The organism is Nocardioides koreensis (assembly GCF_039531775.1).
In the GTDB taxonomy this organism is placed as follows: Bacteria; Actinomycetota; Actinomycetes; order Propionibacteriales; family Nocardioidaceae; genus Nocardioides; species Nocardioides koreensis.
The window spans coordinates 216,495-238,041 of record NZ_BAAAQR010000003.1; the positions used below are offsets into that span (position 1 = coordinate 216,495).

23 protein-coding genes and 1 tRNA gene are annotated in these 21,547 nt (G+C 72.0%); 2 read left to right on the forward strand and 22 right to left on the reverse strand.

Annotation, left to right across the window (positions count from 1 at the left end; all coding sequences use genetic code 11):
- Positions 1 to 10 precede the first annotated feature (10 nt).
- From cydB to ABD268_RS07355, 9 genes are all read right to left on the reverse strand, one after another.
- Positions 11 to 1,030 carry a cytochrome d ubiquinol oxidase subunit II gene (cydB, locus tag ABD268_RS07315; RefSeq protein WP_344149592.1) on the reverse strand — a complete coding sequence of 340 codons (1,020 nt, stop codon included), beginning with the start codon at positions 1,028 to 1,030 and terminating at the stop codon, positions 11 to 13.
- Positions 1,031 to 1,042: 12 nt separating this feature from the next.
- A complete protein-coding gene (locus ABD268_RS07320; protein WP_344149594.1) occupies positions 1,043 to 2,479 on the reverse strand; it encodes a cytochrome ubiquinol oxidase subunit I in 1,437 nt (478 codons plus the stop codon).
- A 109-nt stretch (positions 2,480 to 2,588) separates the two neighbouring features.
- Complete coding sequence (locus ABD268_RS07325) at positions 2,589 to 3,779, reverse strand: lipid-transfer protein (protein WP_344149596.1); 1,191 nt, start codon at positions 3,777 to 3,779, stop codon at positions 2,589 to 2,591.
- Complete coding sequence (locus tag ABD268_RS07330; protein ID WP_344149598.1) at positions 3,776 to 4,237, reverse strand: Zn-ribbon domain-containing OB-fold protein; 462 nt, start codon at positions 4,235 to 4,237, stop codon at positions 3,776 to 3,778. The genes ABD268_RS07325 and ABD268_RS07330 overlap by 4 nt, the downstream gene beginning before the upstream one ends.
- Positions 4,238 to 4,341: 104 nt before the next feature.
- Complete coding sequence (locus ABD268_RS07335) at positions 4,342 to 5,349, reverse strand: glycine betaine ABC transporter substrate-binding protein (protein ID WP_344149600.1); 1,008 nt, start codon at positions 5,347 to 5,349, stop codon at positions 4,342 to 4,344.
- Positions 5,349 to 6,185, reverse strand: coding sequence for an ABC transporter permease (locus ABD268_RS07340; RefSeq protein WP_344149602.1), 837 nt, complete (start codon positions 6,183 to 6,185; stop codon positions 5,349 to 5,351). The genes ABD268_RS07335 and ABD268_RS07340 overlap by 1 nt, the downstream gene beginning before the upstream one ends.
- Complete coding sequence (locus ABD268_RS07345) at positions 6,178 to 7,377, reverse strand: ATP-binding cassette domain-containing protein (protein WP_344149604.1); 1,200 nt, start codon at positions 7,375 to 7,377, stop codon at positions 6,178 to 6,180. Before ABD268_RS07345 ends, ABD268_RS07340 begins: the two co-directional genes overlap by 8 nt.
- A 1-nt stretch (position 7,378) precedes the next feature.
- On the reverse strand, positions 7,379 to 8,020 hold the full coding sequence (locus ABD268_RS07350) for an ABC transporter permease (protein WP_344149606.1): 642 nt from the start codon (positions 8,018 to 8,020) through the stop codon (positions 7,379 to 7,381).
- A 107-nt stretch (positions 8,021 to 8,127) separates the two neighbouring features.
- On the reverse strand, positions 8,128 to 9,570 hold the full coding sequence (locus tag ABD268_RS07355; protein WP_344149608.1) for a cystathionine beta-synthase: 1,443 nt from the start codon (positions 9,568 to 9,570) through the stop codon (positions 8,128 to 8,130).
- A gap of 97 nt (positions 9,571 to 9,667) precedes the next feature.
- Here ABD268_RS07355 and ABD268_RS07360 point away from each other — a divergent pair, with 97 nt between their 5' ends.
- Positions 9,668 to 10,696: an SGNH/GDSL hydrolase family protein gene (locus tag ABD268_RS07360; protein WP_344149610.1), complete on the forward strand. Its 1,029-nt coding sequence runs from the start codon at positions 9,668 to 9,670 to the stop codon at positions 10,694 to 10,696.
- 94 nt (positions 10,697 to 10,790) lie between these two features.
- Here ABD268_RS07360 and ABD268_RS07365 read toward each other — a convergent pair whose 3' ends face one another.
- A complete protein-coding gene (locus ABD268_RS07365) occupies positions 10,791 to 11,666 on the reverse strand; it encodes a Bax inhibitor-1/YccA family protein (protein ID WP_344149612.1) in 876 nt (291 codons plus the stop codon).
- Between the two features lie 184 nt (positions 11,667 to 11,850).
- Between ABD268_RS07365 and ABD268_RS07370 the strand changes: the two genes are divergently transcribed.
- A complete protein-coding gene (locus tag ABD268_RS07370; protein WP_344149614.1) occupies positions 11,851 to 12,954 on the forward strand; it encodes a hypothetical protein in 1,104 nt (367 codons plus the stop codon).
- Between the two features lie 20 nt (positions 12,955 to 12,974).
- Here ABD268_RS07370 and ABD268_RS07375 read toward each other — a convergent pair whose 3' ends face one another.
- The 12 genes from ABD268_RS07375 to ABD268_RS07430 all read right to left on the reverse strand — a co-directional run bounded on the left by ABD268_RS07375 (position 12,975) and on the right by ABD268_RS07430 (position 21,531).
- Positions 12,975 to 14,339, reverse strand: coding sequence for an HNH endonuclease signature motif containing protein (locus ABD268_RS07375; RefSeq protein WP_344149616.1), 1,365 nt, complete (start codon positions 14,337 to 14,339; stop codon positions 12,975 to 12,977).
- Positions 14,340 to 14,642: 303 nt separating this feature from the next.
- Positions 14,643 to 14,716, reverse strand: a tRNA-Leu gene (locus ABD268_RS07380).
- Entirely contained in the window at positions 14,680 to 15,561 is an 882-nt protein-coding gene (locus ABD268_RS07385; RefSeq protein ID WP_344149871.1) for a uracil-DNA glycosylase, read from the reverse strand. The genes ABD268_RS07380 and ABD268_RS07385 overlap by 37 nt, the downstream gene beginning before the upstream one ends.
- A 39-nt stretch (positions 15,562 to 15,600) precedes the next feature.
- Entirely contained in the window at positions 15,601 to 15,921 is a 321-nt protein-coding gene (locus ABD268_RS07390; protein WP_344149618.1) for a hypothetical protein, read from the reverse strand.
- Between the two features lie 25 nt (positions 15,922 to 15,946).
- Positions 15,947 to 16,192 carry a DUF3618 domain-containing protein gene (locus tag ABD268_RS07395; protein ID WP_344149620.1) on the reverse strand — a complete coding sequence of 82 codons (246 nt, stop codon included), beginning with the start codon at positions 16,190 to 16,192 and terminating at the stop codon, positions 15,947 to 15,949.
- Positions 16,189 to 16,593 carry a phage holin family protein gene (locus tag ABD268_RS07400; protein WP_344149622.1) on the reverse strand — a complete coding sequence of 135 codons (405 nt, stop codon included), beginning with the start codon at positions 16,591 to 16,593 and terminating at the stop codon, positions 16,189 to 16,191. The genes ABD268_RS07395 and ABD268_RS07400 overlap by 4 nt, the downstream gene beginning before the upstream one ends.
- A 29-nt stretch (positions 16,594 to 16,622) precedes the next feature.
- Entirely contained in the window at positions 16,623 to 17,549 is a 927-nt protein-coding gene (locus ABD268_RS07405; protein ID WP_344149624.1) for a Ppx/GppA phosphatase family protein, read from the reverse strand.
- Positions 17,546 to 18,070, reverse strand: a complete 525-nt coding sequence (locus tag ABD268_RS07410) for a DUF501 domain-containing protein (RefSeq protein WP_344149626.1) — start codon at positions 18,068 to 18,070, stop codon at positions 17,546 to 17,548. Before ABD268_RS07410 ends, ABD268_RS07405 begins: the two co-directional genes overlap by 4 nt.
- A complete protein-coding gene (locus tag ABD268_RS07415) occupies positions 18,067 to 18,657 on the reverse strand; it encodes an FtsB family cell division protein (RefSeq protein WP_344149628.1) in 591 nt (196 codons plus the stop codon). The genes ABD268_RS07410 and ABD268_RS07415 overlap by 4 nt, the downstream gene beginning before the upstream one ends.
- A 19-nt stretch (positions 18,658 to 18,676) precedes the next feature.
- Positions 18,677 to 19,954 (reverse strand): phosphopyruvate hydratase, encoded by a 1,278-nt coding sequence (gene eno / locus ABD268_RS07420; protein WP_344149630.1) that lies wholly within the window; start codon positions 19,952 to 19,954, stop codon positions 18,677 to 18,679.
- A gap of 145 nt (positions 19,955 to 20,099) precedes the next feature.
- Positions 20,100 to 20,825, reverse strand: a complete 726-nt coding sequence (locus ABD268_RS07425) for a MazG nucleotide pyrophosphohydrolase domain-containing protein (RefSeq protein WP_344149632.1) — start codon at positions 20,823 to 20,825, stop codon at positions 20,100 to 20,102.
- 7 nt (positions 20,826 to 20,832) lie between these two features.
- Positions 20,833 to 21,531, reverse strand: coding sequence for a hypothetical protein (locus ABD268_RS07430; RefSeq protein ID WP_344149634.1), 699 nt, complete (start codon positions 21,529 to 21,531; stop codon positions 20,833 to 20,835).
- Between the last annotated feature and the right edge of the window lie 16 nt (positions 21,532 to 21,547).

Consider the following 21,547-nt stretch of genomic DNA (forward strand, 5'->3'; position numbering starts at 1 on the left):
GAGCACGGCCTCACGAGGCCGGCTGGCGCGCGGGCTGCTCCGGGATGTGGTGCAGCGCGATCCGGCGACGGAACACCCAGTAGGTCCAGCCCTGGTAGGCCAGCACGATCGGCGTGAACACCAGCGCGACCACCGTCATGATCTTCAAGGTGTACGACGTGGCCGCGGCGTTGGAGGTCGTCAGGCTGGTGCCGTCGGCCAGCGAGGTCGGCATCACGTCGGGGAAGAGCGCGACGAACAACCCGGCCACGGCGAGGGCGATCGTGACGAAGGTGCCGAGGAAGGCCCAGCCCTCGCGGGCGGCGCCGATCGCGACCAGGCCGGCGACCAGCGCGGCCGCGGCGGCCACGAACAGCAGGCCGGAGCCGAGGTTGCCGGTGTCGACCTGGGTCCAGAACAGGAAGGCCACCGCGACCGCGGCCGCCGCCACGCCGAAGCGCGCGGCCAGGCTCCGGGCCTCGTGCCGCACCCGCCCGTCGGTCTTGAGCGCGAGGAACATCGCGCCGTGCGTGAGGAAGAGCAGCATGGTGGTGAGCCCGCCCAGCAGCGCGTAGGGGTTGAGCAGGTCGAAGAGGTTGCCGGCGTACTCGAGGTCCGCGTCGATCGGGACCCCCCGCACGATGTTGGCGAAGGCGACACCCCACAGGAACGCCGGCACGTACGACCCGACGATGATCGCGAGGTCCCAGCGCGCCTTCCAGCGCAGCTCCTCGCGCTTGGCGCGGTACTCGAAGGCGACGCCGCGCACGATCAGCGCGAGCAGGATCAGCAGCAACGGCAGGTAGAACCCGCTGAACAGCGTGGCGTACCACTCCGGGAAGGCCGCGAACGTCGCGCCGCCGGCGACCAGCAGCCAGACCTCGTTGCCGTCCCACACCGGGCCGATCGTGTTGATCAGCACCCGTCGCTCGCGGTCGTTGCCGGCCAGGATCGGCAGCAGCATGCCGACACCGAAGTCGAAGCCCTCGAGGCAGAAGTAGCCGATCCACAGCACGGCGATCAGGCAGAACCAGACGGTGGTGAGCTCCATGTGCGGTCTCCCTCAGTACGCGAACGCCATCGGGCGGTCGGGGGTGTCGGTGGGACCGGTGTCCTCGGGGGCGGGCTCGGCGCCGGCGCGGACGTACTTGAGGATCAGCCCGATCTCCACCACCGCCAGCACCGCGTAGACCAGCGTGAACGCCAGCAGCGACGTGAGCACGGTGCCCGCGCCGACCCCCGGCGAGACGCCGTTCGCCGTGGTCATCAGCCCGAAGACCACCCACGGCTGGCGGCCCATCTCGGTGAAGATCCAGCCGAAGGAGTTGGCCGCCACCGGCAAGAGCGGCATCGCGATGGCGAGCCACAGCCAGAAGCGCCCGGTCGGCGCGCGGTCCCGGCGGGTCACCCACAGGATGAGCGCGGCCCCGGCGGCGGCCAGCAGGCCGAGCCCGATCATCAGCCGGAAGCTCCAGTAGGTGACCGGGATGATCGGGGTGTAGTCGCCCGGCGAGTAGTACGTCGCGCCCGGGTCCGCGCCGTACTTCTTCTCGTAGGTCGCCCGCAGCTGGTTGATGCCCTCGACCTGGCCGTCGGTGTGCCCGGTGGCGAGGAACGACAACAGCCCGGGGACCTTGATGGCGAACTTCTCCTCGTCGCCGTTGAGGCTGCCGATCTGGAAGATCGAGAACGGTGCGGAGTCCTCGGTGTCGTAGAGCCCCTCGGCCGCCGCCATCTTCATCGGCTGCACCTCGGTCATGATCTTGCCCTGCACGTCGCCGCTGACCGCGACGCCGAGGCCGGCCACGAGCACCAGCGCCGAGCCGGTGCGCACCGCCTTGCGGTACATCACCCGGTCGTCGTCGCTGGCGCCCCGGCGCGTCATCGACCAGAACGCGACGCCCACGACGAACGCGGCACCGGTGAGGTACGCCGAGAGCACCACGTGCGGGAACGTCACCAGCTGCACCTTGTTGAAGAGCACCGCGGCGAAGTCGTGCAGCTCGGCGCGGCCGGTGTCGGGGTTGTACTCGTAGCCCACCGGGTGCTGCATCCAGGAGTTCGCGGCGAGGATGAAGTACGCCGACAGCAGCGTGCCGACGTGGACGATCCAGATGCACGCGTTGTGCAGCCGCGGGGAGAGCCGGTCCCAGCCGAAGATCCACAGCCCCAGGAACGTCGACTCGAGGAAGAACGCGAGCAACCCCTCGACCGCCAACGGGGCACCGAAGATGTCGCCGACGAACCGCGAGTAGTCGCTCCAGTTCATCCCGAACTGGAACTCCTGGACGATGCCGGTCACCACCCCGATGGCGAAGTTGATCAGGAAGAGCTTGCCGAAGAACTTCGTCAGCCGCAGCCAGTGCGGGTTCCGGGTGCGCACCCAGGCCGTCTCGTATGCCGCGACCACCGCCGAGAGCCCGATGGTGATCGGCACGAAGAGGAAGTGGTACACGGTGACGATGCCGAACTGCCACCGGGCCAGATCGAGGGGGTCCACGGGTGCTCCTGCTCCGGACGCGCGGGTGCGACGCAGCCGAGGCTAAGGAAGGGCGCAGGCGCGCCGGGACCGCCGGAAGCAACCGGCAGAGGGGACCAAGGTCCCCGGGTCAGCGGGTGAGGACCACGGCCGACCCGTGCCCGAAGAGGCCCTGGTTGGCGGTGATCCCGACGCGGGCACCCTCGACCTGCCGCCCCGTCGCCTGCCCGCGCAGCTGCCAGGTGACCTCGCAGACCTGTGCCAGCGCCTGGGCCGGCACCGCCTCGCCGAAGCAGGCCAGGCCACCCGAGGGGTTGACCGGGAGCCGGCCGCCGACGGTGGTGTCCCCGGCCCGGAGCAGGCTCTCGGCCTCGCCGCGCTTGCACAGGCCGAGGTCCTCCATCCAGTCCAGCTCGAGCGCCGTGGACAGGTCGTAGACCTCGGCCAGCGAGACGTCCTCGGGCCCGATCCCGGCCTCCTCGTACGCCGCGTCCGCGATCGACTCCTTGAAGGTGCGCGCGGGCGCCGGGACCGTGGTGCTGGCGTCGGTGGAGAGGTTGGGCATGTCCAGCACGGTGTTCGGGAAGGTCGGCGTGACCGTGGAGACCGCGTCGATCCGCACCGGCGCGACCGCGCCGGTCCTGCGGGCGTGGTCCACGCTGGTCAGCACCACCGCGGCCGCGCCGTCGGAGGTCGCGCAGATGTCGAGCAGGTGCAGCGGGTCGCAGACCACCGCGCTGGCCAGCACGTCCCGGGCGCTGACCTCCTTGCGGTAGCGGGCGTGGGGGTTGTACAGGCCGTGCCGGGAGTTCTTGGCCTTGACCAGCGCGAAGTCCTCGGGCGTCGCGCCGTAGAGGTCCATCCGGCGCCGCGCGTAGAGCGCGAAGTACGCCGGGTTGGTCATGCCGAGCAGCCGGAACCGCAGCCAGTCCGGGTCGTCCCACCGCTCCCCTGCGTTGGGCGCGAGGAACCCCTTCGGCGTGGTGTCGGCGCCGATGACGAGGGCGACCTCGCACAGCCCGGCGAGGATCCGGGCGCGGGCGGTGTCGAGGGCCTGCGCGCCGGTGGCGCACGCGGCGTACGACGTCGCGACGCGGGCGCCGTTCCAGCCCAGCGCCTGGGCGAAGGTGGCGCCGGCGACGTAGCCGCCGTAGCCGTTGCGCACGGTCTCACCGCCGACGACGAGGTCGACGTCTCGCCAGTCCACGCCGGCGTCGGCGAGCGCGGCGCGGGCCGCGTGCACCCCGTAGCCGACGAAGCTGCGGCCCCACTTGCCCCACGGGTGCATGCCCACGCCGAGCACCGCGACCGGGCTGCTCACCGGGGGGCCCCCGAGTCCCCGGTGGTCGAGCCGGTCGAGACCACGGGCCTCCACCGCCAGATGAGCCGGTCGCCGGTCTCGTCGGCGTAGAGCGTCTCGACGACCAGCTCGACCTCGGCGCCCACGCGCAGGTCGGCGACGCCGTAACCCTCGGCGACCTGGCCGAGCACCACCAGCCCCTCCGGCAGCTCGACCGCGGCGATCGCGAACGGCTGGTAGGGGTCGACCGCGGGGACGTACGGCGGGGGCGGCTGGTACTGCGCGTCGGTGTAGGACCAGATCGTGCCGCGCCGGGAGAGCTCGACCGGCTCGGGCTCCTCACCCGCGCAGGCGGGGTTGCGGCAGAAGTCGCCCGAGGGCGGGAAGAACACCGTCCCGCACGCCGTGCACCGCGAGCCGACCAGTGCCGGCGCCGGCCCGGTCGTGAACCATCCCTCGATCGCTGGTGTCGCCGTCATCGCGCCCCCTGTCGTCGGCCGGCCGGTGGTCGGGCCCGAAGAGACCCGAACTAGAACAGGTTCTCATCTTGGCACGGGCGCCCGGCGACGGACAGGGGGTGGCGTCAGTCGATGAACCCCTGCTGCTGCAACCAGTCGTGCGCGACGTCGGCCGGCTCGCGTCCCTCGACGTCGATCTCGGCATTCAGCCGCAGCAGCACCTTGTCGGTGAGCTTCTCGGTCACCGGCGCGACCAGGTCCTTGATCTGCGGGTAGTCGTCGAGGACGCCCTGACGCACCACGAGCGCGACGTTGTACTTCGGGAAGTACTCGCGGTCGTCCTCGAGCACGTTCAGGTCCAGCGACACGATCCGGCCGTCGGTGGTGAAGACCTCGCCGAAGGTGCACTCCCCCTTCGCGGTGGCGTCGTAGACGGCGCCGGTCTGGTAGGTCTGCAGGTTGCCGTTCGGCACCCCGCCCGGCTTCCCGCGCGGCACGTCGTACGTCTTGAGCATGCCCTCGAGGCCGTCGGGGCGGTTCGCGAACTCCGACTCGACGCAGAACGTCCGGTCCTTGACCGGGACCTTCTTGATCTCGGACAGCTTGGTGATGCCGTACTTCTTCGCCGTCGCCTGGGTGATCGCGAAGCCGTAGGTGTTGTTCATCGGCGCCGGCGGCAGCCAGACCAGGTCGTTCTTCGCGAGGTCCTCCTTGCGGACCGCGTCGTACTGCCCCTGCTCGGACTTGATCGGCTTGTCGTGGCCGAGGTAGGTGATCCAGCCGGTGCCGGTGTACTCCCACATGGCGTCGATCTGGCCCTCGAGGTGGGCCTGGCGGGCGGACGCGCTGCCGGGGATGTTGGTCAGGTCCACGACGTTCGCGCCGTCGGACTTGAGCAGGATCAGCGCCATCTTGCCGAGCAGGATGTTCTCGGAGAAGTTCTTCGAGCCGACCGCGATGTCGGCGCCGTCGAGGGAGTCCACGTCGGCGAGCGGACCGGCCAGCGTCCCGCCCGGGACGTAGCCGCCGGCGGTGCCCAGGCCGCAGCCGGACAGGGCCGGCACCATCACCATCAGGCCGACGGCGGCCGCCAGCAGTCGCCGGGCCGACGGTCGGGGGACCACGGGCAGCATCAGATTCCCTTCGGTCGCGTGAGCAGCTCGAGCACCCGGCCCAGCCACTCGATGAGCAGGGCCAGCAGGGCGATGAGCACGGCGCCCGCGATCATCAGCGAGAACCGGAACAGCGAGATGCCGGTGGTGAGGATCTCGCCGAGGCCGCCGCCGTTGATGAACGTCGCCAGGGCCGCGGTGCCGACGATGAGCACGAGCGCGGTGCGGACGCCGGCCATGATGACCGGCACCGCGAGCGGCAGCTCGACCCGGAGCAGGACCGCGGTGGCGGACATGCCCACCCCGCGGCCCGCCTCGACCAGCATGGGGTCCACGCCCTGCAGGCCGGTGATGGTGTTGCGGAGCACCGGCAGCAGGCCGTACAGGGTCAGGGCGAGCACGGCGGTCCAGAAGCCGAACCCGATCCAGATCGCCAGCAGCACGATCAGGCCGACCGCCGGCGCCGACTGTCCGGCGTTCGCGACGCCGACGACGAGGGGCGCGGCGCGCCGAGCCCTGCCGCGGGTGAGCAGGATGCCGAGCGGCACCGCCACGGCCACGACCGCGATCGCCGCGACCAGGGTCAGCTTCACGTGCTGCCAGATCAGCCGGAGCACCGTGGGCCAGGCGAGCTGGGACCGCTCCACGGAGTCGAGGTCGGCGGTCTGGTGCCACACCACGTAGCCGCCGAAGACCAGCAGCACCAGCAGGGGCGGCACGACGAGCATCAGCACCGTCTCCGCGTCGAGACGGCGCCGCCGCCGCGACGCGGGGGCCCCCTCCTCGTCGTCGACGGGCGCATCCGGCTCGGTGACCGGCTCCTCGGCGGCGGGGTCCTGGGTCGCGAGGTCAGCCACGCGCCTCGCCCCCCGTCTCGGCCGCCTGCTCCAGCTGGCGCATGTGGTCGGTGACGCTGGTGAAGTCGACGACGCCGAGGAACTGGTCCCGGTCGCCGGTGACGACCGCGCCACCGTGCGTGGAGGTGAGCATGGTGTCGAGCGCGTCGTTGAGCGTCGCCCGGGAGTCCAGGGTGTGCAGCTTCTCGTGGTCGTACGTCGGCACGGTCCGCTGGTTGCGCAGCTGCCGCAGCCAGGGCCAGCCGAGGGGGCGGCCGCGCCCGTCCAGCACCACGACCGCGCCGTGGCCGGCCTGCTCCGCGCGGGCGATGACCTCCGCGGTGTCCTCGCCGACCCGGGCGGTGGTCCACTCGCTCAGCTCGACCTCCGCCACGCGGGCCAGCGAGAGCTGCTTGAGGGTCGACCCCGAGCCCACGAAGTCGCTGACGAAGTCGTCGGCGGGGGCGGCCAGCACGTTCTCCGGGGTGTCGTACTGGGCGATGTCGGCGCCCTCCCGGAGGATCACGATGCGGTCGCCGAGCTTGATCGCCTCGTCGATGTCGTGGGTGACGCACACGATGGTCTTGCGCAGCTCGCGCTGGATGCTGAGCAGCTCGTCCTGCAGCCGCTGCCGGGTGATCGGGTCGACCGCACCGAAGGGCTCGTCCATCAGGAGCACCGGCGGGTCCGCGGCCAGCCCACGCGCCACCCCGACCCGCTGCTGCTGGCCGCCGGAGAGCTCACGGGGGTAGCGGCCGCGGTACTTCGCCGGGTCCAGGCCCACCAGGTCCAGCAGGTCGTTGACGCGCTCGGAGACCCGGGCGGAGTCCCAGCCGAGCAGCTTGGGGACGATCGCGATGTTCTTCTCGACCGTCATGTGCGGGAAGAGGCTGCCGCCCTGGATGACGTAGCCGACGTGGCGGCGCAGCTGGTCCGGGCTCTGCTGCCGGACGTCCTGCCCGTCGATCCGGATCGTGCCCGACGTCGGCTCGATCAGCCGGTTGATCATCTTCAGGCTGGTCGTCTTGCCGCAGCCCGAGGGGCCCACGAACATCACGATCTCGCCCGCGGGGATGGTCAGGGAGAGGGAGTCGACGGCCGGGCTCTTCTGCCCGGGGTACTTCTTGACGACGTCCTCGAGCCGGATCTCGGCGCCGCTGATCGCATCGTCCCGGTCGGCCGCCGGGGTGCTGGTCTCGTGCGTGGCAGTCATGTCAGGCCCGGATTCCCTTCGAGATGGTGAGACGCCCCAGGAGCAGGAGCAGCAGGTCGGCTATCAGGGCGACGATGACGACCCCGACGGTGCCGACGACGGCGTAGTTGACGGCGTTGGCCCCGCCGACCTGGGCCAGGCCGGTGAAGATGTAGCCGCCGAGCCCGGGGCCCAGCACGTAGGCGGCGATGGCCGCGACCCCCATCGACATCTGCATGGAGACACGGACCCCGGCCAGGATCACCGGCCAGGCGAGTGGGAGGCGGACCCGCCACAGGGAGGTCAGCTCGCTCATGCCCATGCCGCGCGAGGACTCCAGCAACGTCTTGTCGACGCCCTGGAGGCCCACCACGGCGTTGCGCAGGATCGGCAGCACGGCGTAGAAGGTCACCGCGACGAACGCCGTGATGGCACCGATCCCCGTCAGCGGCAGGAGCAGCCCCACCAGCGCGAACGAGGGGATCGTCAGGCCGATCGCGCTCAGCGCGTTGGCCAGCCCCTCGAGCCGCGGCAGCCGGGTGATGACGACGGCCAGCACGACCGCGATGACCGTGGCGACGACGACCGCCTGGATGACGAGGTTCGCATGCTGGAAGGTGTTGTACGCGATCTGCTCACGGCGCTCGGTGATGAAGTCCCACACGGTCGATCGATCACTCCAGAGGCGGAAGGTCGGCGCCGGTGGGCGCCCCGGTTACCCGACGGTACCCACTTGAGCGCTTTCCAACCCCCTGCCGCGGGAGGTGCGCCTCAGCTCTTCGCGAGGAAGGCCAGCAGGTCCTGGCGGGTGAGCACGCCGACCGGCTTGCCGTCCTCGTGGACCAGGATCGCGTCGGCGGTCTCGAGCTGCTTGACCGCCGCGCTCGCCGGCTCGCTGGAGCCGATCGTCGGCAGCGCCGGCGACATGTGCTCCTCGACCGGGTCGGTGAGGCGGGCCGTGCCGGCGAACAGCGCGTCGAGCAGCGTGCGCTCGGAGACCGAGCCCGCGACCTCGGCGGCCACGATCGGCGGCTCCGCGCGGACCACGGGCATCTGGGACACGCCGTACTCCTGGAGGATGTGCACGGCCTCGGCGATGGTCTCGGCCGGGTGGGTGTGCACGAGGTCGGGCAGCCGCCCGTCCTTGCCGCGCAGCACGTCGCCGACGGTCTGGGTGTCCTGCCCGGCGCCCTCGACCGGGAAGCCGTACTGCGAGAGCCACTCGTCGTTGAAGACCTTGGTCAGGTAGCCGCGGCCGGAGTCGGGCAGCAGCACCACGATCACGGCGCTCTCGCCCTCGGGGGTGCCGGCCAGCTCGAGCGCCAGCTGCTTCGCGGCGTACGCCGCCATGCCGGACGACCCGCCCACCAGCAGCGCCTCCTCGCGCGCCAGCCGCCGCGTGAACGCGAAGGAGTCGGCGTCGGAGACCTCGATGATCCGGTCCGCGACCGTGCGGTCGTAGCACTCGGGCCAGAAGTCCTCGCCCACGCCCTCGACGAGGTAGGGGCGGCCGGTGCCGCCGGAGTAGACCGAGCCGGCCGGGTCCGCGCCGATCACCTGGACGTCGGGCCCTCCTCGTTCAGCAGCGCGCTCCTTCAGGTAGCGGCCGATGCCGCTGATGGTGCCGCCGGTGCCGACACCCGCGACGAAGTGGGTGATCCTCCCCTCCGTCTGCGCCCAGATCTCCGGGCCGGTGGTCTCGTAGTGCGACCGCGGGTTGTTCGGGTTGGAGTACTGGTCGGGCTTCCACGCGCCCGGCTGCGAGGCGAGCCGGTCGGAGACGTTGTAGTACGAGTCGGGGTGCTCGGGGGCGACCGCGGTCGGGCACACCACGACCTCGGCGCCGTACGCCTTGAGCACGTTGCGCTTGTCCTCGCTGACCTTGTCGGGGCAGACGAAGACGCACTTGTAGCCCTTGGCCTGCGCGACCATGGCGAGGCCGACACCGGTGTTGCCGGACGTCGGCTCGACGATCGTGCCGCCGGGCTTCAGCTCGCCGGAGGCCTCGGCCGCCTCGATCATCCGGGTCGCGATCCGGTCCTTCACGGAGCCGCCCGGGTTGAGGTACTCGACCTTGGCGAGCACCAGCGGGCCGGCGCCGGGCGCGTCGGAGGAGTCGTCGAACGAGGGCCCGTCGGGGGTGGCGAGGGACCGCGAGAGCCTCAGCAGCGGGGTGTTGCCGATGAGGTCGAGGAGCGAGTTCACGTACTGCATCCAGCCAATGTAGAGGGCTCCGTGCCCAACGCCACAAACATCGGGGGCGTGGTCGTCCCCGCCCGCGCGGCGGGGTTGCGCTCCGTAGAGTGAAGGCGTGGGGAAAGCAGGTGCCGCTCGCAAGCTCGCGTCCGCCGCCGCCTTCGGTGGCGGCGGCCTGTCTGCGCTCGGCGCGGGGCTCTACGGCGTCCTCACGCTGGAGGCGCGGCTGGCCCGGCGCTCCATCGGCGTCATCCGCGACGACCCGCCCCCGGACGCCACCGGCTGGTACGGCCGCGGCCGGCCCGGCCCCGCGATCAAGGTCGCGCTGCTCGGCGACTCCAGCGCGGCCGGGTACGGCGTGGACCGGGTCGAGGAGACCCCCGGCGCACTGCTCGCCAGCGGCCTGGCCGAGCGCGCGAACCGGCGGGTGCACCTGCGCGAGTTCGCGGTCGTCGGGGCGCAGAGCTCGGACCTGGACGCCCAGATCAGCCGGGTCCTGCCGATCGAGCCGGACGTCGCGGTGATCCTCATCGGCGCCAACGACGTCACCCACACCGTGCTGCCCTCGCACTCGGTGCGCCAGCTCTCCGAGGGGGTACGCCGGCTCCGCGAGGCCGGTATCGCCGTGGTCGTCGGCACCTGCCCCGACCTCGGAACGATCAAGCCGATCGCTCCCCCGCTCAAGCAGGTCGCCCGGGCCTGGTCGCGCCGGCTCGCGGCCGCGCAGACGATCGCGGTGCTGGAGGAGGGCGGCCGGACCGTCTCGCTGGGCTCGATCCTCGGCCCCGAGTTCGCGGCCGCTCCCGCCATCCTGTTCGGGCCCGACCAGTTCCATCCGTCCGCGGACGGCTACCGCTCGCTGGTCACCGTGCTGCTGCCCTCGGCGTTGGCGGCGCTGGACCTGGTCCCCGCGGACGAGGTCCAGCCCGAGGCGTTCCGCGGCGAGGGCGTGCTGCCGATCGTGACCGCCGCGGTGCAGGCCGTGAACAACCCCGGCACCGAGCTCGAGAGCACCGAGGTCGCCGGCGCGCGGCGCGGGGTGCGCGGGCTGTGGGTGGAGCTGCGGCACCGTCGCCGCCACCCGCAGACCGAGGGCGAGGCCCCGGACGTCCGCGACGAGCCCGTCGACGCCGACCAGGCATGACGAACGACCCCCACCTTCGTGAGGTGGGGGCCGTTCGGTGGGCTTGCCTGGTCAGGTCACCAGGTCTCGATCGCGCCCGCGGGCGCGGTCGCGATCAGTCCTGGCTGAAGATCGCCAGCAGGCGCAGCAGGTTGGTGTAGATCCAGACCAGGCTGACGGTCATCGCGAACGCCGCGCGCCACGACTCCCGCTCCGGGATCCCGTTGGCGATGCCCTGCTCGACGAAGTCGAAGTCCATCACCAGCATGAACACACCGAGCACCAGACCGGCGATCGCGGTTAGCAGGCCCAGGCCGCCGAAGCCGAAGAGCCCGAGCGAGGCGCCGAACATGCCGAGCACCAGCTCCATCAGGCTGAGCCCGATCATGCCGAAGACCGCAGCCATCACGAACATGCGGAACTTGTTGCCGACCTTGATGTTGAAGACCTTGTAGGCGGCGAGCGTGCCGGCGAACGCGGCGAAGGTGCCGATCACGGCACCGGAGACGACGCTGTCACCGAACTGCGCGTCGAACACCTTGCTCAGGCCACCGAGCGCCACACCCTCCAGGGCCGCGAACGCCAGCACCAGGGCCGGGCTGATCACGCGCTTGAAGGAGTTCACCATCGACAGCGCGAACGCGCCGAGGCTGCCGATCATCACCGCGCTGTAGAGGCCGCTGAGGTCCTGGGCGGTGGTGTTGGCGTCGATGGCGGGCGTGAGGATCCACGTGGCCAGGGCGAAGACGATCACGGTGCCGAGGGCGAACGCGGTCTTCTGCACGACCGAGTCGATCGTCATCGGGCCCGCGGACACCTCGGTGGGCGCGCCCGGCGTACCGGTGCCCCAGGTGGCGGGGTCGGTGTAGCCCTGCTGGCCGTAGCCCGGGTGGGCGGTGCCGTTGCCGGCGTACGTCTGGTTCCCGTAGGCGTTCGCGCCGGGACGGTTGAACTCCTCCGAGCGCCGGAACACCGGGTTGTTGCTCTGCATGGTCTCCTCCTTGGAGGCCGGGGGCGACCGTCTCCCTGACGGCTCGTCTCACAGAACCCAGTCTAGAAGGGTTCACGGGGTCCAACGCCTCAACGGCCCCAGACGTTCCCGCGACTGGTGACCTCCGGCCCTGAGCCGTCGGCCCCGGAGGCCGCCACACTCCGGACATGAGTGGGGTGGACGCATGAGTGGAATCGACTACGTGTTCGTCGCCGTCGTCGGCGCCCGGTTCCTGCTGCCGCTGCTCATTCCGCGCTACCCGCTGCCCGCGGTGGTGGGCTGCCTGGTCCTCGACGGGATCGACCAGTCGGTCTTCCAGTGGTTCGGTTACGACCCGCCCGGCTACCAGAGCTACGACAAGGCGATGGACGTCTACTACCTGGCGATCGCCTACCTGGCCACGCTGCGCAACTGGGCGGCGCTGCCGGCGTACGCCGTCGGCCGGTTCCTGTACTTCTACCGGCTCGTGGGCGTCGTGGTCTTCGAGCTCACGCAGCTGCGGGCCATGCTGCTGCTCTTCCCGAACACCTTCGAGTACTTCTTCATCGCCTACGAGGCCTGGCGGACGCGCTGGCAGACCGTGCGCATCACGCTGCGGCACTGGGTGGTCGTCGCGGCGCTGATCTGGGTCGTCGTCAAGCTGCCGCAGGAGTACTGGCTGCACGTCGCCCAGCTCGACGTCACCGACACGCTGGCGGAGTACGACTGGGCGTGGCCGTTGCTGATCTCGCTGATCCTGCTGCTCGTCGCGATCCTGTGGTTCGTCGTACGGCCTCGCCTGCCCGAGCCGGACTGGAGCCTGCGACTGGCCGCAGATCCCCTGCCGGAGGCGATCGACACCGCGGCCGAGCAGGCGGCCTGGCGCGCTGCCTCGGGCACCGTCGTCTCGGGGGCGACCTTCGAGAAGGTCATGCTGCTGGGTCTGATCTCGGTGATCTACGCGCAGACCCTGCCCGGCATCCACGCGAGCAACCTGCAGCTGTTCGTCGGGGTCGGCGGCTTCGTGGTGTTGAACGCCGCGATCACGCTGGCGGTCGCGCGCCGCGGTCGCTCCATCGAGTCGGCAGGGTTGGCCTTCGCAGCCCGGCTGCTGGTGAGCATCGGGATCGTGGCGGTGGCGCGCCTGTTCCTGGGCTCGGACGCGAGCGCATGGAACACGGTGTTCTTCCTCGCGCTGATCAGCCTGATCACCACGCTGCACGACCGCTGGCAGCCGGTGCTGGACTACCGCCGGCGGGCGGCCGCCCCTCCTGCGAATGCAGTGCCCGCCCGTGAGGCAGGTGCCTAGGGTTCAGCTCCACGAGGGCGTCACTCGCGGCGGGGTCGGCTTCGGATCCAGTCCGGGGGTGGGTGCCCGCGCTTCGGCGGGGGCCGGAACTCGGGTCGGCCGTCGTGGGGGTTGAGGCGGACCTGCCAGGGGGTGTGGTGGATGACGCGGTGGTGCTGGCCGCAGAGGAGGACGAGGTTTTCGAGGTTGGTGTGGCCGCCGTCGGCCCAGTGGGTGATGTGGTGGGCGTGGCACATGATCGGGGGGCGGGTGCAGCCGGGGAAGGTGCAGTGCCGGTCCCGGCAGACCACGGCCCGCCAGATCGCTGGGGTGACCAGTCGGCAGGTGCGGCCGACGTCGAGGACCTCGCCGCGGCCGCCGAGGGCGACCGGGATGATGTCGGCGTCGCAGGCCAGCCGGCGGATCACCGAGGGCGCCAGCTCGAGCCCGTCGTCGGTGACCGCACCCAGGGGCGCGGCGGTGCTGGCGCCAGTGGTGTAGGTGGTGGTGCCGAGGGTGGCCCAGTCGATCTGCTGGCGCAGCACCTCCAGGGACGTGGTGACGGTGACCCGGGGTCTTGCGCCGTGGCAGTCCGGGGGCAGGTCGGTGTCCAGGGCGTGCTGGGCGGTGGCCACCAGGGCGTCCCAGAGCCGGGCGCCGTGGTCGCGGGGGTCGACGTTCTCCTCGCAGGTCTCGGGGTCGACGGCGGGTTCGGGCTTGGTCAGCGGGAGGAAGGCGGCCTTGAGGATGGCGGCGTCCTCGACGGTGCCGCGGCCGCGGAGCCGGATGCCGCCGGCGCCGTCCTCGGTGATGGACAGGTGCCGGTGCAGGTGCGCGGCCCGGTCCTCGCGGTCCAGGGCCTTCTCGGCGTCGCGTTCGGCCTTGTCGGGGTCGACCACCAGCACCAGGCGCTTGGCGGCATGGTGCAGCTCGGTCGCGGTGAGCCGGGACGCCGCCTCCAACAGCAGCTCCTCGCCCTCCGCCCGCACCGACGGGTTGAGGGGGAGCTTCTCGACCGCGGCCACGATGATCGCGGCCTGCTCCGGGGACACCCGCCCGGCCAGCAGCGCGGCGTGGGTGGCGGTCCGCTCGCCCACCAGGAGCGGCGCCTGTTCGACGGTGCGGTGCCCCTGCCCGCGCTTCATCCCGGCCAGGTGGGTGAACCAGCCCGCGGTCGAGGACCAGGCCAGCTCCTGCTTCGGGACCTTCCGGGCCTCGATCTCGGCCAGCATCGAGGCCTCCAGGCCGGCCAGGTGCGCCCGGAGCGTCTCGGCCTCGGCGACCGCCTCGACCAGCTCCTCCGACGTCTTGGCCGCCCACAAGGTCTCGTCCAGGTTCGCGACCAGGCCGTTGGCAGCCGCGACCACCCCCGCGGGGGTGGTCGGCGTCCCGGTCTGCTGCTCCATGTCCTGACTCAACCAAAGCCCACCGACAGTGGCAGGTCCCTGACCTGTGCATATCTCATCTGGTGAGACGCTATACGAAGAAACTTTCGAGAATCTTTTCGAGCCGATGGGGACCGCCCGCGACCGTGAGCCGGGAGGCGAGCGCAACCCCGAGGAGACCCCCGCCGTAGCCAGCCAAGACCGCAACCAGAGCAGACCCGCGAGCGGGGAGGCCGCGGCAACCCCGAGCGGAACCGCCCCACAGCTCCCGAAAGCCGCAGCTACAGCCCATCCAGGCAACCGCAGGACGCAGTCGGCACACAGTGCCCCCGGTGGGACTCGAACCCACACTCGATCGCTTTTAAGGCGACTTCCTCTGCCGATTGGGATACGAGGGCCTGCCGGGGATTCTTGCAGCGGCCGCCGCACGACCGAGCACCTCGTCCAGCATCGGTTCGGTCAGCCTGCCGGTGAAGGTGTTCTGCTGACTGGGGTGATAGCTGCCGAGCAGGGTGACCTCGTGCTCGGGCCCGCGGATCACGGCCTCGGCGCCGTGGCCGAAGCGCGGCCGCGGACGCGGCACCTCCCACCCGACCCGGCCGAACGCATTCAGCGCCGCGGCCCAGCCGAAGGAACCGAGCGCGACGACCATCCGGACCGACCCGGCCACCAGCCGCAGCTCGGCGTCCAGCCAGGGCGCGCAGGTGTCGCGCTCCTCGGTGGTCGGCTTGTTCAGCGGAGGCGCGCAGCGCACCGTCGCCACCATCCGGGTGTCGACGAGCTGTTGGCCGTCGGCCGCGTGGGTGCTGGTCGACCGGGTCGCCAGCCCGACCCGGTGCAGGGACGCGAACAGCCAGTCACCGGAGCGGTCGCCGGTGAAGATCCGACCGGTGCGGTTGCCACCGTTGGCCGCGGGCGCCAGGCCGACGATCAGGACCCGGGGGTCGCGGGCTCCCCAGCCCGCGATCGGCCGTCCCCAGTAGGGCTCGGTGGCGAACGACGCCCGCTTGTCCCGCGCCACCCCCTCGCGCCAGGTGACCAGCCGGGGGCAGGCCGCGCAGACGGAGACCCGCGCGTCCAGCTCCTCAAGGCCGACACCGGCGGCCAGGCGGCGTACCTGCGCGGGCGTCCGGGCGACCGGGGTGTCCGGCGCGGCGGGGTCGTCGGGCCAGCCGGTGCCGGGCGGCACCGGCGAGTCGAAGAGCTCTCCGGTGGCGGGGTGTGGGAGGAGGAGTGGGCTCACCGGCCCATGATGCCCCGCCACCGAAGATGTCTCAGCAGGTCAGGAGACCGGCGGCGCGGCGGTGTCGGCGGGCCAGGTCTGGTCGGCGCTGTGCGCACCGCCCTCGCCGCGGCGTACCTTGTCCGCCGCGGCGGAGGCGGCCGTCGAGGCCGTCTCCTTGGCCTTCTCGACCACCACGTCGCGGGCCGCCGCGGCCTGCTCGGCGACGGCGTCCTGGGCCTGCTGGCGGGCGGACTGGACCCGCGGGTTGCGCATCACGCCGCGCGCGCCGGCGGCGATCTGCTCGTAGCGCTCGCGCCCGGCGCGGGCACCGAGGACGTAGCCGGCAGCTCCGGCCGCGATGAGGGTCAGCTTGCTCATGGTGTGTGCTCCTGTTCGGTTCGGGTCAGCGGGTACGACGCCACACGAGGAGGCCGATCACGGCCACCGTCACGACGGCGCCCGCGATCAGCTCGGGGCGGGGGCTGCCGGACTCGGTGGTCGCGCGGTCCCGCAGCTCGGCGGCCCGCTGCTGGGCACGCGCCTTCAGGTCGAGCTTCGACTGCAGCTGGGTGACGGTCGCGGCCAGCTCCTCGCGCTGCCGCTCGATGTCGGCCTCGATCTCGTCCGGTGACGTGCCGTTGGTGCTCATGAGTGCGCTCCCTTCACGGTCGCGACGTCTTCCCGGACGTTCGCGATGGTCCTCTCCGGTGCGGGCGGCGTCGCCTGCTCGACCTCCTTCTTGCCGGCCATGGCGACCGCGCCCGCGGCGGCGAGGACGACCAGGGCCACGATCAGGGCCGACAGCCACGCCGGCAGCAACAGCGCGAGAGCAAGGATCGCGGTCGCGATCAGCGTCGCCACCCCGAAGAACGCCAGCAGGCCGGCGGCGCTGAACATGCCGACGCCGAGGCCGGCCCTCTTGCCCTTCTCGGTCAGCTCCGCCTGGGCGAGGCGCAGCTCGCTGCGGACCAGCTCGGGGATCTGCTCGGACAAGCGGTGCACCAGGACACCGAGCGGCTCGTCCGGGGGGCGGGTCACGGGTTCGTCCATGTGTCCCCCGTGCCCACTGGCGGGCGGGGCTAACCCCCGGGCTCCACCATCGACCAGGCGATCCCGTCGAGGATGTCCGCCTCCGAGGCGACGAGGGAGTCGACGTGTGCGCGGGCGAGCACCCGCGACAGGATCAACGCGCCGGCGGCGATGACGTCGGCGCGGCCGGGGTGCATCGAGCCGATCGCCAGGCGCTCGGCGACGGTCATCCCGACCAGCCGGTCGACCACCTGCTGCAGCGCGACGAACGGGATCACCGCCTGGTCGATCGCGTCGGCGTCGTACGCCGGGAGGTCGAGCGCCGCGGCCACCACCGTGAGCACGGTCCCCGCCACCCCGACCACCGTCGCGGCCCGGCTCACGTCCACCGGGCAGGAGTCGAGGTGCGCGTCGATGTCGGCGACGCAGGCCGCGACCTCGTCGGCGGTCGGCGGGTCGGAGCGGAGGTGCCGCTCGTGCAGCCGGACCGAGCCGATGTCCATCGAGTGGGCGAGGTCCGGCGATCCCGAGGAGCCCAGGATCAGCTCGGTGGAGCCGCCACCGATGTCGATGACCAGCACCGGCTCCGCGGGCGGGGTGCGCAGGTTGCGGATCGCGCCGTCGAAGGCCAGCGCGGCCTCCTCGGCCCCCGTGACCACCTCCGGGGAGACCCCCAGCCGCTCCCGCACGCCGGCGGCGAAGACGTCGCCGTTGCCGGCGTCACGGGTCGCGGAGGTGGCGCAGAACCGGATCCGGGAGACGCCGTGCTCGCGGACCAGCACGGCGTACTCGTCGATGGCGGCGAACGCCCGCGCCAGCGCCTCGTCGGCCAGCCGACCGGTCCGGTCGACGCCCTGGCCGAGCCGCACCATCCGGGTCTCCCGCACGACGACGTCGGGCAGGCCCTGCCCGACCACGGGGGCGATGAGCAGCTTGATCGTGTTGGTCCCGCAGTCGACCGCGGCGACGACGGTCACGAGGTGGGGTCCACCGCCGTGACGCACGGACCAGTCGACCACCAGTCCCCCAGCGCCTCGAGGACCTCGTCGCCCAGCGGGTTGACCCCGTGGCCCTGGGCCAGCGCCTGACCGGCGAGCACGTGCAGGCACTTCACCCGATCGGGCATCCCGCCGGCGGAGACCCCCTCGATCTCGGGCACGCTCTGCCCGACCTCCCGGGCCAGCTCGCCGCGGAACTCGAGGTACCGCTGGTGCGCCGCGGTGTACGCCGTCGCCAGGTCGGGATCGGTGCCCAGCCGCGCCTCCATCTCCTTCATCAGCCCGGACCCCTCGAGGGTGCCGATGCGGGAGGCCGCGCGCGGGCAGGTCAGGTAGAAGGTCGTCGGGAACGGCGTGCCGTTGGGCAGCCGCGGCTCGGTCGTCACGACGTCGGGGTTGCCGCACGGGCAGCGGTGGCCGATCTCGTGGATCCCCCGCGGCTCCCGCCCGAGCTGGGCGGCGATCGCCGCCGTGTCGCGCGCGGTCACCGGTTCACTCACTGCTGCTTCTCCTCGGTCCCGTCGATCTCGGTGGCCGGCGGCGCCTCGGGCTCGGGCGGGACGCCGGCCAGCTGCACCGACCGCCACTCGGTGGTCCACCAGGCGGTGGGGCGGTGCTGGTTCACGGTGGAGGGATCGGTGAGCGTGCTCTGGCTCTCCAGCGGCTTGCCGTCCATGCCGAGCACGACGTACGACGTCTCTCCCGGCATCAGGTAGCCGAACCGCTCGCGAGCCTGGGCCTGGACGTAGGCCGGGTCGTGCCAGCGCCGCTTCTCCCGCTCCAGCTCGTCGATGTTCGCCTCACGCTGCGCGATCTGGGTCTTGAGGTCCTCGATGTGGGTGCGCTGCTGGAAGTAGGCGCGCATCGACGAGGCGTAGGAGATCGCCAGCACGGACAGCACCAGCACCAGGATCGCGGCGCGGCCGGTCAGCCGGGGGCGGCGTGGCCGGTCCCCGCCCGCGGCCTGTGCCGGGGGCGGCTGGGGTGGCCGGCCGCCTCCGCCCCGCCCGGACCCGGTGGTGCGACCGGGTCCGGTGCGACCCCGGGGACGTGAGCCCCGGGGTGGCGTGCGGCGGTTGTCGGCCATGGGAACGATCCTGCCCCGGTCAGGCCTGGAAACGCGGGAAGGCGGCCGCGCCGGCGTAGCGCGCGGCGTCGCCGAGCTCGTCCTCGATGCGGAGCAGCTGGTTGTACTTCGCGACCCGCTCCGAGCGCGCGGGCGCACCGGTCTTGATCTGGCCACAGTTCGTGGCGACGGCGAGGTCGGCGATGGTGGTGTCCTCGGTCTCGCCCGAGCGGTGGCTCATCATGCAGCGGTAGCCGTTGCGGTGCGCCAGGTCGACCGAGTCGAGGGTCTCGGTCAGCGAGCCGATCTGGTTGACCTTCACCAGCAGCGCGTTGGCCTGGCCGCCGCTGATGCCGCGCTGCAGCCGCTCGACGTTGGTGACGAACAGGTCGTCCCCGACGATCTGGATCTTGTCGCCGAGCTGGTCGGTCATCGCCTTCCAGCCGTCCCAGTCGTCCTCGTCGAGGGGGTCCTCGATGGAGACGATCGGGTACGCCGAGGCCAGCTCGCCGTAGTAGGCGGCCATCTCGTCGGCCGACTTCGAGACGCCCTCGAAGGTGTAGGTGTTGTTGTCGCAGAACTCGCTGGCGGCGACGTCGAGCGCCAGCACCACGTCGCGGCCGAGGGTCAGCCCGGCCGAGGACACGGCCTCGGCGATCAGGTCCAGCGCCGCACGGTTGGAGTCGAGGTTCGGCGCGAAGCCGCCCTCGTCGCCGAGCCCGGTGGCCAGGCCCTTCTTCTTCAGCACCGACTTCAGCGCGTGGTAGACCTCCGCGCCGGTGCGCAGCGCCTCGCGGAACGTGGGCGCGCCGATCGGCGCGATCATGAACTCCTGGATGTCCACGTTGGAGTCGGCGTGCGAGCCGCCGTTGAGGATGTTCATCATCGGCACCGGGAGCAGGTGCGCGTTGGGGCCGCCGACGTAGCGGTAGAGCGGGAGGCCGGCCGAGTCGGCGGCGGCGCGGGCGACCGCGAGCGAGACACCGAGGATCGCGTTGGCGCCGAGCTTCGCCTTGTTCGGCGTCGCGTCGAGCTCGAGCATGGTCTGGTCGATGAGCCGCTGGTCGTCCGCGGCCAGGCCCTCGATGGCGGGGGCGATGGTCTGGATCACGCCGGTGACGGCCTTGTGCACGCCCTTGCCGGCGTACCGGTCACCGCCGTCGCGCAGCTCGACCGCCTCGAAGGCACCGGTCGAGGCGCCGCTGGGCACCGCGGCCCGGGCGAACGAGCCGTCGTCGAGGAGCACCTCGACCTCGACGGTGGGGTTGCCTCGCGAGTCGAGGATCTCGCGGGCGCCGACAGCTTCGATGGATGCCACGGTTGCTCCTGGTGATGGGGGTACGGCACGGCCGCACCTCAGCCTAGTCCCGGCCGGTCCCGATCCCGGGAGCACCCGCGGCGGTGGACCGACCACGGGCGACGGGTCGACGTTCTCCCGGCTCGACGAGCGACGGGTCGGCGATCTACAGGAGGCGGCGGACGGCGTCGCGCAGGGCCTGCTCGGGGTCGATGCCGGCGGCATGGGCCTCGGCCACGAGCGCGAGCAGGCGGTCGCCCAGGTCCGGCGGCGTGGTCTCGACAGGCTCGACCACCGGACCCCGCTCGACCACCGGACCCCGCTCGGCCACCGGACCCCGCTCGACCACCGGACCCCGCTCGGCCACCGGACCCCGCTCGGCCACCGGACCCGGCTTCCGCTCGCGGGCCAGCCGGTCGAGGACCTTGTCGGCGTAGAGCAGCGCGGGGAGGGTGGGCGGGAGGCCCTCGGTCACGGAGTCGCGGGGCTTCTCCTGCGCCTTGATCGCCTGCCAGGCGTCGTTGACCGCGGCGGCGTCGCCGGCCGGTGCACGCGGCTGCCCCTCGGGCGCGAAGACGTGCGGGTTGCGGCGGTACATCTTCTCGGTGATACCGCGGGCCACGTCGTCGAGGGTGAAGCTGCCGGACTCCTCGGCGATGACCGCGTGGAAGTAGACCTGCAGCAGCAGGTCGCCGAGCTCCTCGCACAGGTGCTCGCCGTCGCCGGTGGCCTCCCACGTGTCGAGCGCCTCGAGCGTCTCGTGCAGCTCCTCGACGAGGTAGCGCGACAGCGAGCGGTGCGTCTGCTCGCGCTTCCAGCCGCACTCCGCCCGGAGCTTCCGCATCACCTCGCGGAACACCAGCAGCGGCTCCCCGGACGCGGGCTCGGCCACGGTTGCCTCAGCCGCAGCGGTGCGAGTCGGGCAGCCCGCCGGCGTACGCCGGGTCGGGCTGCTCGGCGTCGGCCTTCGTCGCGGTGTCGCCGAGCGCGTAGGACACGCTGGTGTCGGTCGGCACGGCCTGGGCGTTCTTGATCTCGACGCCGAACTGCGGGTCGATCGACACGTCCTGGTCGTCGAGCCACTGGCTGAACGCCTTCTGCCCGGCCGCGATGCTGTCGGAGGACTGCGCGCTCCGGACACCCTGGTCGCGCAGCACCTGCTCACCGACGGCCTGCTCGACCCCGGAGATGTAGGTCGAGGAGGACTCGATCTTGATGACCGCGTCCTGCTGGTCCTCGGGGAGCGAGGCCACCGCCGACTCGAGCTCGGCGACCTTCTGGTCGTACTGGCGGCCGGCCTCCACGCCCTTCTCCGCGGCGAGCTGCTGCGCCGCGCTCAGCAGCGCGAGCTGCCCGGCGACCCCGCCGCGCAGGTAGCGCATCGGCAGGACCTGGTTGTCGCTCTGGAGCTGGCCCTCGATCGCGCTGCAGTAGCTGGTGGCGGTCGAGTCGACCTCGGACACGCTGACGGTCCGGTCGCCGACCTGCGCGGCCACACCGGGATGGAAGTCGGTGCCCGCGACCCCGCACCCCGACAGGCCGCCGGCGAGCAGCAGGGACACGGCGACCAGACCGATCAGCGGGCGGGGCTTGCTCACGAGTTCTCCTCGGGTG

Coding starts and splice junctions, on each gene's coding strand:
- ABD268_RS07415 (WP_344149628.1), bottom strand. CDS start 18,657: ATGGCCGACAACCGCCGCACGCCACCCCGGGGCTCACGTCCCCGGGGT.
- ABD268_RS07375 (WP_344149616.1), bottom strand. CDS start 14,339: ATGGAGCAGCAGACCGGGACGCCGACCACCCCCGCGGGGGTGGTCGCG.
- ABD268_RS07395 (WP_344149620.1), bottom strand. CDS start 16,192: ATGAGCACCAACGGCACGTCACCGGACGAGATCGAGGCCGACATCGAG.
- ABD268_RS07390 (WP_344149618.1), bottom strand. CDS start 15,921: ATGAGCAAGCTGACCCTCATCGCGGCCGGAGCTGCCGGCTACGTCCTC.
- ABD268_RS07330 (WP_344149598.1), bottom strand. CDS start 4,237: ATGACGGCGACACCAGCGATCGAGGGATGGTTCACGACCGGGCCGGCG.
- ABD268_RS07365 (WP_344149612.1), bottom strand. CDS start 11,666: ATGCAGAGCAACAACCCGGTGTTCCGGCGCTCGGAGGAGTTCAACCGT.
- cydB (WP_344149592.1), bottom strand. CDS start 1,030: ATGGAGCTCACCACCGTCTGGTTCTGCCTGATCGCCGTGCTGTGGATC.
- ABD268_RS07355 (WP_344149608.1), bottom strand. CDS start 9,570: ATGCAGTACGTGAACTCGCTCCTCGACCTCATCGGCAACACCCCGCTG.
- ABD268_RS07335 (WP_344149600.1), bottom strand. CDS start 5,349: ATGCTGCCCGTGGTCCCCCGACCGTCGGCCCGGCGACTGCTGGCGGCC.
- ABD268_RS07400 (WP_344149622.1), bottom strand. CDS start 16,593: ATGGACGAACCCGTGACCCGCCCCCCGGACGAGCCGCTCGGTGTCCTG.
- ABD268_RS07370 (WP_344149614.1), top strand. CDS start 11,851: ATGAGTGGAATCGACTACGTGTTCGTCGCCGTCGTCGGCGCCCGGTTC.
- ABD268_RS07345 (WP_344149604.1), bottom strand. CDS start 7,377: ATGACTGCCACGCACGAGACCAGCACCCCGGCGGCCGACCGGGACGAT.